This window comes from Pseudomonas sp. FeN3W (assembly GCA_030263805.2).
GTDB classification, from domain to species: domain Bacteria; phylum Pseudomonadota; class Gammaproteobacteria; order Pseudomonadales; family Pseudomonadaceae; genus Stutzerimonas; species Stutzerimonas stutzeri_G.
On record CP136010.1, the window covers coordinates 3104696 to 3116489 of the forward strand.

Sequence of the window (11794 nt, forward strand, 5' to 3'; positions counted from 1 at the left end):
GCATGAGCGGCTCCCGTTTGGCGCGCAAGGCGCGGTTTCTGCGCTGGGCCATGAATTTTTACCCGCCATACATCGGAGCTGGTGTTCGGGTGCGGCACATCAGTGCGGATATGCGCCTGGTTCGGGTCAAGATGGTGCTGCGCTGGTACAACCGCAATTATGTCGGTACGCAGTTCGGCGGCTCGCTGTATTCGATGGTCGACCCGTTCTTCGTGCTGATGCTGATGGAGAATCTCGGGCGCGACTACATCGTCTGGGACAAGGCGGCCAACATAGAATTCGTCAGCCCCGGGCGCGGCGCGGTCTACGCCGAGTTCGCCATCAGCGACAAGTTGCTGGATGAGATCCGCGCGCACACGGCCGATGGCGGCAAGTACCTGCCCAGAATGCATGTCGAAGTGCGGGACGGCGAGGGCTCGCTGGTGGCACGGGTGCAGAAGACCCTTTACATACGACTCAAGCCGCGGGCGCGGCAGCCAGGAGAGAAGTGATGCAAGCGGATCTGATCATCGTGGGTGCCGGCATGGTCGGCAGTACGCTGGCTCTCGCCCTCGAAGGTTGTGGGCTGGATATCGTCGTGCTCGATGCGAGCCCGCTCGAGATCGCCGACTTCGACCCGCAGGGCGGCTTCGAGCCGCGAGTCAGTGCGCTGTCCGCAGCCAGCCAGCGCATCCTGCAGCGGGTCGGCGCCTGGCCGGGCATCGCCGCGCGCCGCGCCAGCCCCTACACCGACATGCATGTATGGGATGGTTCAGGCACCGGGCAGATTCATTTTTCCGCGGAAACCGTACATGCCGAAGTGCTTGGGCATATCGTCGAAAATCGTGTGGTGCAGGATGCGCTGCTGGAGGCGATGCAGCGCCGCGGCGGTCTGCAGCTGATCGGCGGCGCGCGCGTCGAGCAGCTGACGCAAACCGCCGAAGGCTGGCGGCTGACGCTGGGCGATGGTCGCGAGTTGCACACGCCCCTGCTGATCGCCGCGGACGGCGCCAACTCGGCGATTCGCCGCCTGGCTGGCTGCGCAACCCGCGAGTGGGATTATCTGCATCAGGCCATCGTCACCAGCGTGCGTTGCAGCGAGCCGCACCAGCGTACGGCCTGGCAGCGTTTCACCGATGACGGCCCGCTGGCCTTTCTGCCGCTCGATCGCGATGGCGACCGGCACTGGTGCTCCATCGTCTGGTCGGTTACCGAGGCGCAAGCCAAGCGGCTCATGGCGCTGGATGACCTGGCGTTCCGCGCCGCGCTTGAGCGTGCCTTCGAGCAACGCCTGGGCGAGGTGCTGGAAGTCGATCCGCGGCTGTGCATCCCGTTGCGTCAGCGCCATGCCAAACGCTACGTGCAGCCGGGCCTGGCGTTGATCGGCGACGCGGCGCACACCATTCATCCGCTGGCCGGCCAGGGCGTGAATCTTGGTCTGCTGGATGCCGCCGTGCTGGCGGAAGTGCTCAAGGCGGCGATGGCCCGTGGTGAGCGGGTGGCCGACGTGCAGGTGCTGAGTCGCTTCGAGCGTCGGCGCATGCCGCACAACTTGGCGATGATGGCGGCCATGGAAGGTTTCGAGCGGCTGTTCCAGGCCAATCCGCTGCCGCTGCGCTGGCTGCGCAATACCGGTCTCAAGGCGGTGCAGGCGCTGCCCGAGGCGAAGGCTCTGTTCGTTCGTCAGGCGCTCGGGTTGAGCGGCGATCTGCCGGAACTGGCCCGGCCCTGATAGCAGATGGATATATACAAAACGTTACGGCACGATTTGTCGCATTGAGAAGGTAAATAACATTCACTACTATTCAGCCTCTGTTCCAACTCTCCAAGAGGCTGTTCCATGCAGGCACGCAAAGGTTTATTCGCCGCTCTGGCGCTGACGGCGCTGTCGGGTGCCGTCCAGGCTGCCGACGAAGTAGTGGTCTACTCCTCGCGCATCGACGAGCTGATCAAGCCGGTGTTCGACGCCTACACCGAGAAGACCGGTGTCGCGATCAAGTTCATCACCGACAAGGAAGCTCCGCTGATGGCCCGCATCAAGGCCGAAGGCGCGAACACTCCAGCGGACCTGCTGCTCACCGTCGATGGCGGCAACCTCTGGCAAGCCGAGGAAATGGGCATCCTGCAGCCGCTGAACTCCCAGGTGGTCAAGGACAACATCCCGGCCCAGTACCGTTCCTCCAACGACGCCTGGACCGGCCTGTCGCTGCGCGCGCGGACCATCGTCTACTCGCCGGAGCGGGTCAAGGACGGTGAGTTGAGCACCTACGAGGCACTGGCCGACGAGCGCTGGGACGGCCGCCTGTGCCTGCGCACCAGCAAGAAGGTCTACAACCAGTCGCTGACCGCGACCATGATCGAAACCCACGGCGCCGAGAAGACCGAAGAGATCATCAAGGGTTGGGTCGGCAATCTCGCCACCGACGTTTTCGCTGACGACACGGCGCTGGTGCAGGCCGTCGACGCCGGGCAGTGCGATGTCGGCATCGTCAACACCTACTATTTCGGTCGTCTGCACGCGCAGAACCCGCAGCTCAAGGCCAAGCTGTTCTGGCCGAACCAGGAAGACCGCGGCGTACACGTCAATCTGTCGGGCATCGGCCTGACCAAGCACGCACCGAACCCGGATGCCGCGCGCAAACTGGTGGAGTGGATGACCAGCGAAGAAGCGCAGAGCATCTTTGCCGACATCAACATGGAGTATCCGGCCAACTCGAGCGTGAAGCCGTCTGACGAAGTGGCGGCGTGGGGCGAGTTCAAGGCTGACACCATTCCGGTGGAAGTGGCCGGCAAGCGCCAGGCCGAAGCCATCAAGCTGATGGATCGCGCCGGCTGGAATTGATCAGCCCTCCGCGCTTGCAGCGGTGACGTGCAGCTCCGGCCGCCACGTTCGCCGCTGCGGTTATACTCGGCGCCCCGGCCTGGTCCGGGGCGTCGTCTTTTTTGCTGTCGAGGCTTGAGTGTCCCATCCCGTCGAGCGCCGCTGGTATCCCATCACGTTTGCTGTCGCAGCCCTGGTGTTGTTGCCACTGAGCATCCTGCTGTTCAGCTGGAGCAGTATCGATACCGAGATCTGGTCGCATCTGTGGGACACGCAGATGCCGCGTCTGCTGGGCAATACCCTGACGCTGGTGCTCGGCGTAGGCATCGGCGTGGTGGTGCTTGGTGTCAGCCTCGCCTGGCTGACGGCATTGTGCGAATTTCCCGGGCGCCGCTGGCTGGATTGGGCGCTGATGTTGCCGTTCGCGATTCCGGCCTACGTGCTGGCGTTCGTCTTCATCGGGCTGCTCGATTTCGCCGGTCCGGTGCAAACCTTGGCGCGCGAGTGGTTCGGCAGCGGCATCCGCTTCCCTCGGGTGCGCTCCACCGGCGGCGTCATCACGGTGCTGGTACTGGTGTTCTACCCCTATGTCTATCTGCTGGCACGCTCGGCCTTTCTCGCCCAGGGCAAAGGGCTGATGGAAGCGGCGCGGGCGCTCGGCCAGTCGCCCTGGCAAGCCTTCTGGCGCGTGGCGCTGCCAATGGCGCGACCGGCCATCGGTGCCGGACTGGCCCTGGCGATGATGGAAACCCTGGCCGACTTCGGTGCGGTGTCGGTATTCAACTTCGACACCTTCACTACCGCGATCTACAAGACCTGGTATGGCTTCTTCAGCCTCACCAGCGCCACCCAGCTGGCCAGCCTGTTGTTGCTGGCGGTGATGCTGGTGCTCTACGGCGAGCGGCGCGCGCGGGGTGCTGCGCGGCCGGCCAATGAGCGAGCGCGCTCCGCGGCGCTGTATCGGCTGACCGGAATCAAGGCGTTTGCGGCCAGCGCCTGGTGCGGCCTGGTATTTCTCTGTGCGTTCATCATCCCGCTGTTGCAGCTGCTGGTCTGGCTCTGGCAGCGCGGGCGCTTCGATCTCGACGAGCGTTATGCCGGGATGATCCTGCACACGCTCTATCTCGGCGCCATCGCCGCACTGATCACCGTGAGCGTGGCGTTGCTGCTGGCCTTCGCCCGACGACAGGCGCCGGTGCGCTCGATCCGCAGCGCGGTGAGCCTGGCCAATCTCGGCTACGCCTTGCCGGGTTCGGTGCTGGCGGTTTCGATCATGCTGGCGTTCAGTTACCTCGACCGGCACATGGTCATTCCGCTGTCGAGCTGGTTGGGCGCTGGCGGCAAGCCGATCCTGCTGGGCAGCCTCGGCGCGTTGCTGCTGGCCTATCTGATCCGCTTCATGGCGGTCGCCTTCGGCCCGCTGGAGAACGCCCTGGCACGGATTCGCCCCTCGTTGCCGCAGGCATCACGCAGTCTGGGTGTCGGTGGCCCGGCGCTGTTCTTCCGTGTCTACCTGCCGCTGTTGCTGCCGGGCACGTTGAGTGCGGCGCTGTTGGTGTTCGTCGATGTGCTCAAGGAAATGCCGGCGACCCTGCTGATGCGGCCGTTCGGCTGGGACACTCTGGCCGTGCGCATCTTCGAGATGACCAGTGAAGGTGAGTGGGCTCGCGCGTCGCTGCCGGCACTGACCCTGGTGCTGGTCGGGCTGCTGCCGGTGGTGCTGCTGATTCGCCGTTCGGCGCGACGCCCTGGCTAGCCGCGCAGCTTTTCCAGCAGGGCGCTGAGTGACGCAGCCGCGCTACCACGGGCCGCGACTCGACCTCCAGTCTCCTGCCGCCTGATCCGCCGTGACCTGCTGCCACCTTGGGGCTACAATGCGCGCCATTCGAAAGTCGCCGACCTCCGCAGGGCCCGGCCTTACTGACTTTTCCAATGCCGATTCGGCGACCTGCCCGGAAGGAGAAACCCATGGGTCAGCGTACTCCCCTCTACGATCAGCACCTTGCGCTCGGTGCCAAGATGGTCGACTTCGGTGGCTGGGACATGCCACTGCATTACGGCTCCCAGGTAGAAGAACATCATCAGGTTCGTCGTGACTGCGGCGTATTCGACGTCTCGCACATGACCGTGGTCGATGTCTCCGGCGAGCAGGCCCGCGACTATCTGCAGCGCTTGCTGGCCAACGACGTGGCGCGCCTGAAAAGCACCGGTCGGGCGCTCTACACGGCGATGCTCAACGAGCGCGGCGGGGTGATCGACGACCTCATCGTCTACCTGACCGACTGGGGGTATCGCCTGGTGGTCAACGCCAGTACCCGCGACAAGGACCTGGCCTGGATGCAGGCCCAGGCGGCCGGCTTTGCCGTCGAGGTCAGGGAGCGCCCCGAACTGGCCATGCTGGCCATCCAGGGGCCGCATGCCCGGGCGCGTACCTCCGAGCTGGTGAGCCAGGCCCGGGCCGGGCTGATTCACGACCTCAAGCCGTTCCAGGGTATGGCAGACGGCGACTGGTTCATCGGGCGTACCGGCTACACCGGCGAAGATGGTCTGGAGATCATCCTGCCGGCCGAGCAGGCACCGGACTTTCTCAGCGAGCTGGTCGGCGCCGGTATCCCGCCGATCGGCCTTGGCGCGCGCGACACTCTGCGTCTGGAGGCCGGACTCAATCTGTACGGCCAGGACATGACCGAGGAGGTTTCGCCACTGGCTGCCAACATGGGCTGGACCGTGGCCTGGGAGCCGGCCGAGCGCGACTTCGTCGGCCGCGCCGCCCTGGAGCAGCAGCAGGCGCGTGACGACCTGCCCAAACTGGTCGGTCTGGTATTGGAAGAGCGCGGCGTGCTGCGTGCCCATCAGGTGGTGCGGGTGAATGGCGTCGGCGACGGCGAGATCACCAGCGGCAGTTTTTCTCCTACGCTTGGCAAATCCATCGCCCTGGCCCGTGTGCCGGCCGGCACCGCCGAGCGCGCGGAAGTGGAGATTCGTGGCAAGTGGTATCCGGTGCGGGTCGTGCAGCCGACATTCGTGCGCCACGGCAAGGTACTGGTGTAAATTCGACCGACTGTTTTGCGCGACTGCTGTCAACAGCCTTGAGGACCCAACAATGAGCAATATCCCCAGCGATCTGCGTTACGCCGCCAGCCACGAGTGGGCCCGTCTCGAAGCGGACGGCAGCATCACCGTCGGTATCTCCGATCACGCCCAGGAAGCGCTGGGGGATGTGGTCTACGTCGAGCTGCCCGAGGTCGGGCGCCAGCTCAATGCCGGTCAGGAAGCCGGCGTGGTCGAGTCGGTGAAAGCCGCGTCCGACATCTATGCGCCGGTGGCCGGCGAGGTGATCGCGGTCAACGAGGCGCTTGCCGATTCGCCGGAGCTGGTCAACAGCGACCCCTACGGCAGCTGGTTCTTCCGCCTGCAGCCGAGCGATACGTCGGAGCTGGACAAGCTGCTCGACGCAGCCGGCTACCAGGCCGCCTGCGACGCCGACGCCTAAGCATCATCCGCAAAAGCCCCGCTCTGTCGGGGCTTTTGTTTTTTCCGAGAGTAGCGACCATGCCGTATATGCCGAGCCTTTCCCAACTCCAGCAACCCGATGCCTTCCTGCGCCGTCACCTCGGCCCGGATCAGGGCGAACAGCAGGCCATGCTCGACGCCCTGGGCCTGACCAGTCGCGAGCAGCTGATCGAGCAGACCGTGCCGCCGGCGATCCGCCTGCAGGACGAGCTGAGCCTGCCGCCGGCGCTGGACGAGCAGGCCGCGCTGGCCAAGCTGCGCGGCTATGCGGAGCAGAATCAGCTCTGGACCAGCCTGATCGGCATGGGCTACCACGGTACCATCACCCCACCGGTGATCCTGCGCAACGTGCTGGAGAACCCGGGCTGGTACACCGCCTACACCCCCTATCAGCCGGAAATCGCCCAGGGTCGCCTGGAAGCGCTGCTGAACTATCAGCAGATGATCATCGATCTCACCGGACTCGATCTGGCCAACGCTTCGCTGCTGGATGAGGGCACCGCGGCGGCCGAGGCCATGACCCTGGCCCGGCGCATGGCCAAGAGCAAGAGCAACCGCTTCTTCGTCGAGGAGAACTGCCATCCGCAGACGCTCTCCGTCGTGCAGACCCGTGCCGAGGCGTTCGGCTTCGAACTGGTGGTCGGCACGCTGGACGAGCTGACCGGGCAGGAAGTATTCGGTGCGCTGCTGCAGTACCCCGACACCCATGGCGAGATCCGCGACCTGCGTCCGGCCATCGAGCAGCTGCACGCGCAGCAGGCGCTGGCCTGCGTCGCCGCCGATCTGCTCAGTCTGCTGTTGCTGACCCCGCCGGGCGAGCTGGGCGCCGACGTGGTGCTCGGCTCGACCCAGCGCTTCGGCGTGCCGATGGGCTACGGCGGCCCGCACGCGGCCTACTTCGCCAGCCGCGACGAGTTCAAGCGTGGCATGCCGGGACGCATCATCGGCGTGTCCAAGGACGTTCGCGGTAATACCGCGCTGCGCATGGCACTGCAGACCCGCGAGCAGCACATCCGTCGCGAGAAGGCCAACTCCAACATCTGCACCGCGCAGGTGCTGCTGGCCAACATCGCCGGCTTCTACGCCGTCTACCACGGCCCGCAGGGTCTCAAGCGCATCGCCCAGCGCGTCCAACGGCTGACCGCCATCCTCGCCACGGGCCTCGAGCAGAAGGGTATCGTGCGGGTCAACCAGCATTTCTTCGACACCCTGACCCTCGAGGTCGGTGGCGCGCAGATCGCCATCATCGAAAGCGCTGAAGCGGCGCAGATCAACCTGCGCATCCTCGGCCGCAGCCGGCTGGGCGTGAGCCTCGACGAGACCTGCGACGAACGCACCGTCGAGCAGCTGCTGGCGATCTTCCTCGGGGCCGATCACGGCCTCGACATCGCCGCGCTGGATGCCAGAGAGCTGGCCGGTGGCATTCCCGAGTCGCTGCAGCGCGAGAGCGGCTACCTCAGCCACCCGGTTTTCAACTCGCATCACAGCGAAACCGAGATGCTGCGCTACCTCAAGCAGCTGGAGAACAAGGACCTGGCGCTGAACCAGGCGATGATTCCGCTCGGCTCCTGCACCATGAAACTCAACGCTACCAGCGAGATGATCCCGATCACCTGGGCCGAGTTCGCCAACCTGCATCCGTTCGTTCCGCGCGGTCAGGCCCAGGGCTACAAGCTGATGATCGACGAGCTGGAAGCCTGGCTCTGCGCGATCACCGGTTTCGATGCGATCAGCATGCAGCCCAACTCCGGTGCCCAGGGCGAATATGCCGGCCTCGTTGCGATCCGCAAGTACCACGAGAGCCGCGGCGAAGGGCAGCGCGACATCTGCCTGATTCCATCCTCGGCACATGGCACCAACCCGGCGTCGGCGCAGATGGTCAGCATGCGTGTGGTCATCGTCGAGTGCGACAAGGGCGGCAACGTCGATCTCGAGGACCTCAAGCGCAAGGCCGCCGAAGCCGGCGACCGGCTGTCCTGCCTGATGATCACCTATCCGTCGACCCACGGCGTCTACGAGGAGAACGTGCGCGAGATCTGCGCCGCGATCCACGCCCACGGCGGCCAGGTCTACATGGATGGCGCCAACCTCAACGCCCAGGTCGGTCTGGCGCGGCCGGCGGACATCGGTGCCGATGTTTCGCACATGAACCTGCACAAGACCTTCTGCATCCCGCACGGCGGTGGCGGACCGGGCATGGGGCCGATCGGCATCAAGGCGCATCTGGCGCCGTTCGTGGCCAATCACCCGGTGGTCGAACTGGAAGGTCCGCAGCCGGGCAACGGTGCGGTCAGCGCTGCACCCTGGGGCAGTGCCAGCATCCTGCCGATCAGCTGGATGTACATCGCGATGATGGGGCCGCAGCTGCGCGACGCCACCGAGGTCGCGATTCTCGGCGCCAACTACCTGGCCAAGCGCCTGGGCGATGCGTTTCCCGTGCTCTACGCGGGGCGCAACGGCCGCGTCGCCCACGAGTGCATTCTCGACCTGCGTCCGCTCAAGGCCTCGACCGGAATCAGCGAGGAGGACGTCGCCAAGCGCCTGATGGACTACGGCTTCCACGCGCCGACCATGTCCTTCCCGGTGCCCGGTACATTGATGATCGAGCCCACCGAGAGCGAGTCGAAAGCCGAGCTGGATCGCTTCGTCGAAGCGATGCTGAGCATCCGTGCGGAGATCGCCAAGGTGCAGGGCGGTGAGTGGCCGGCGGACAACAATCCGCTGGTGCGCGCGCCGCATACGTTGGCTGACGTGATCGGCGATTGGGATCGGCCGTACAGCATCGCCGAAGCGGTAACGCCGAGTGCCCACTGCCGTGCCCACAAGTATTGGCCGGCGGTGAACCGGGTGGACAACGTCTATGGCGATCGCAACCTGTTCTGCGCCTGCGTGCCGGTGGATGCCTATCGCGACTGAGTTGCGCTGAAGGCTGGGCGGGCGTCGATTCTCGGCGGCCACCCTGCTCTATATGCGGAGATCAAATGGACGTGATCGCCGGGAGCGCCTCAGGGTGGGGCTAGCCGGTGGCGCCGGAGACCGTAGGTTGGCTGGCGCTTTTCACATCCACCGGAGTTCCCGCGCAGGAGTGCGGTGGATGGGAGGCCTGATCCACCCTAGGCCTCAGGCTCGTGTTCGTCTTCGGCTGCCTCGTCCAGCATCCCCAGCCAGTTCGCCAGCACCAGCTGCGCTTCCTCGACACCCTGCCGCTTCGGTGCCGAGAATAGCTGGACGCTGACGTCGGCGCCCCAGCCCTTGCGGATGTCGCGCTGGATGGCCAGCAACGCGTTCTTTGCGGCGCCGAAAGCCAACTTGTCGGATTTGGTCAGCAGGATGTGCAAGGGCATCTGGCTGGCGCTCGCCCAGTCCAGCATCATGCGGTCGAACTCGGTCAGCGGGTGGCGGATATCCATCATCAGGAACACTCCGGCCAGGCTCTCGCGGCTGCCCAGGTAGGCTTCCAGGTGGCGCTGCCAATGCTGCTTGAGCGGGATCGGTACCTTGGCGTAGCCGTAGCCGGGCAGATCGACCAGTCGGCGATCATCGTCGAGACGGAAGAAGTTGAGCAGCTGGGTGCGGCCCGGGGTCTTCGAGGTGCGTGCCAGGTTGGCATGGGTCAGGGTGTTCAGCGCGCTCGACTTGCCTGCGTTGGAACGGCCGGCAAAGGCTACTTCCAGACCCTCGTCGGCCGGGCACTGATCGACCTTGGCGGCGCTGATCATGAAGGAGGCCTGTTGGCAAAGGCCGAGAATCGGGTTTTTCGGTAGCATGGTCGTTCCGGTGAGTGCACGCGGGTGCGGCAATGGTTCGTTTCCGTTTCAGGAACGGAAGTATATAATGCCGCAGTTTTTATGTGCGCTTTGGCCTGATATCGGGCCACGTGTGGTGTTCAGCCTGATCCGGATGCCGGTGCGGCGGTAGTGACCACCGCAATGCGGATGCCCAGCGTGCCACTATAACGAGCGTCGCCCCGGCTCGATTGCCGTGCGCGACCCGATGAATTCCTTTCAAACCCTTAGCCGTAGTTGGATTAGCTGATGAACAAAGTACTCGTGAGTCTGCTGTTGACCCTTGGCATCACCGGTATGGCCCACGCGGCTGGAGACGCCGAAGCTGGTCAGGGCAAAGTTGCAGTGTGTGGTGCGTGCCACGGTGTCGATGGCAACAGCCCGGCGCCGAATTTCCCGAAACTGGCTGGCCAGGGTGAGCGTTACCTGCTCAAGCAGCTGCATGACATCAAGGCCGGCAGCACACCGGGCGCCGAGGAAGGCGTCGGTCGCAAGGTGCTGGAAATGACCGGCATGCTGGACCCGCTGAGCGATCAGGATCTGGAAGACATCGCCGCCTACTTCTCCAGCCAGAAGGGCAGCGTCGGCTACGCCGATCCGGCACTGGCGGAGCAGGGCGAGAAACTGTTCCGTGGCGGCAAGCTCGATCAGGGCATGCCGGCTTGTACCGGTTGCCACGCGCCCAACGGCGTCGGTAATGAGCTGGCCGGCTTCCCGCACCTGGGTGGCCAGCATGCCGCGTACACCGCCAAGCAGCTGACCGATTTCCGCGAAGGCAACCGCACCAACGACGGCGATACCATGATCATGCGTGGCATCGCCGCCAAGCTGAGCAACAAGGACATCGAAGCGCTGTCCAGCTACATCCAGGGCCTGCACTGATAATCGCGGCAGGTTGAACAGAAGGGCGTCGGGGCCGTTGGCTCCGGCGCCCTTTTTGCGTTTTCACACCTGGCTACACAATCTTCGTCACGGCTTTATACGGGCGGATGAAAAACGCTGGCGAGTCCTGGCGTTTTGCTGCAGCCTGTTGCGCCATCGGTCCGTCGTATACAGGAGTATTTCATGCGCAATTTCCTACTCACTGCCGTTTTTACCGCTGCGAGCCTGTTCGGTGTTGCAGCCCAGGCAGCGGAGTTTCAGGCCGGCAAGGAATATGTCGAGCTGAGCAGCCCGGTCCCCGTTGCCGATCCGGGCAAGATCGAAGTGGTCGAGCTGTTCTGGTACGGCTGCCCGCACTGCTATCAGTTCGAACCGGTGATCAAACCCTGGGCCGAGCAGTTGCCGGATGACGTTCAGTTCAAGCGTATCCCGGCCATGTTCGGTGGCATCTGGAATGCGCATGGACAGCTGTTCATCGCCCTGGAATCCATGGGTGTCGAACAGAAGGTGCATGACGCGGTATTCGCGGCCTATCACCAGGAACGCAAGAAGCTCGCCACTCCCGAGGAAATGGCTGATTTCCTCGCAGGTCAGGGCATCGACAAGCAGGCGTTCCTCAAGGCCTACAACTCTTTCGGTGTGCGTAGCCGGGTAGAGCAGGCGAAGAAGCTCGGCATGGCCTACCAGATCACCGGCGTACCGGTGATGATCGTCAACGGCAAGTACCGTTTCGACCTCGGCTCGTCCGGCGGCCCGCAGCGTACGCTGCAGGTGGCGGACTTCCTCATCGAAAAAGAACGCGCAGCGCGGTAAC

The 11794-nt window shown here is 64.6% G+C and carries 10 protein-coding genes; 9 read left to right on the forward strand and 1 reads right to left on the reverse strand.

What is annotated here, in order from left to right:
• The first annotated feature begins 2 nt into the window (after window positions 1-2).
• The 7 genes from P5704_014780 to gcvP all read left to right on the forward strand — a co-directional run bounded on the left by P5704_014780 (window position 3) and on the right by gcvP (window position 9229).
• Window positions 3-491, forward strand: a complete 489-nt coding sequence (locus P5704_014780) for a DUF4442 domain-containing protein (protein ID WOF77325.1) — start codon at window positions 3-5, stop codon at window positions 489-491.
• On the forward strand, window positions 491-1711 hold the full coding sequence (locus tag P5704_014785; GenBank protein ID WOF77326.1) for a 2-octaprenyl-3-methyl-6-methoxy-1,4-benzoquinol hydroxylase: 1221 nt from the start codon (window positions 491-493) through the stop codon (window positions 1709-1711). The genes P5704_014780 and P5704_014785 overlap by 1 nt, the downstream gene beginning before the upstream one ends.
• A 108-nt stretch (window positions 1712-1819) precedes the next feature.
• Window positions 1820-2821 (forward strand): extracellular solute-binding protein, encoded by a 1002-nt coding sequence (locus P5704_014790; GenBank protein WOF77327.1) that lies wholly within the window; start codon window positions 1820-1822, stop codon window positions 2819-2821.
• 118 nt (window positions 2822-2939) lie between these two features.
• Window positions 2940-4556: an iron ABC transporter permease gene (locus tag P5704_014795; GenBank protein WOF77328.1), complete on the forward strand. Its 1617-nt coding sequence runs from the start codon at window positions 2940-2942 to the stop codon at window positions 4554-4556.
• Between the two features lie 212 nt (window positions 4557-4768).
• Window positions 4769-5851 carry a glycine cleavage system aminomethyltransferase GcvT gene (gene gcvT, locus P5704_014800; protein WOF77329.1) on the forward strand — a complete coding sequence of 361 codons (1083 nt, stop codon included), beginning with the start codon at window positions 4769-4771 and terminating at the stop codon, window positions 5849-5851.
• Between the two features lie 52 nt (window positions 5852-5903).
• A complete protein-coding gene (gcvH, locus tag P5704_014805) occupies window positions 5904-6293 on the forward strand; it encodes a glycine cleavage system protein GcvH (protein ID WOF77330.1) in 390 nt (129 codons plus the stop codon).
• 59 nt (window positions 6294-6352) lie between these two features.
• Window positions 6353-9229 carry an aminomethyl-transferring glycine dehydrogenase gene (gene gcvP / locus P5704_014810; protein ID WOF77331.1) on the forward strand — a complete coding sequence of 959 codons (2877 nt, stop codon included), beginning with the start codon at window positions 6353-6355 and terminating at the stop codon, window positions 9227-9229.
• A 197-nt stretch (window positions 9230-9426) separates the two neighbouring features.
• On the opposite strand, the gene yihA is transcribed toward gcvP, so the two are convergent.
• Window positions 9427-10080 carry a ribosome biogenesis GTP-binding protein YihA/YsxC gene (gene yihA, locus P5704_014815; GenBank protein ID WOF77332.1) on the reverse strand — a complete coding sequence of 218 codons (654 nt, stop codon included), beginning with the start codon at window positions 10078-10080 and terminating at the stop codon, window positions 9427-9429.
• 267 nt (window positions 10081-10347) lie between these two features.
• Here yihA and P5704_014820 point away from each other — a divergent pair, with 267 nt between their 5' ends.
• Both P5704_014820 and P5704_014825 read left to right on the forward strand, forming a co-directional pair.
• Window positions 10348-10980, forward strand: a complete 633-nt coding sequence (locus P5704_014820) for a c-type cytochrome (protein WOF77333.1) — start codon at window positions 10348-10350, stop codon at window positions 10978-10980.
• Between the two features lie 183 nt (window positions 10981-11163).
• Entirely contained in the window at window positions 11164-11793 is a 630-nt protein-coding gene (locus P5704_014825; GenBank protein ID WOF77334.1) for a thiol:disulfide interchange protein DsbA/DsbL, read from the forward strand.
• Window position 11794 lies beyond the last annotated feature (1 nt).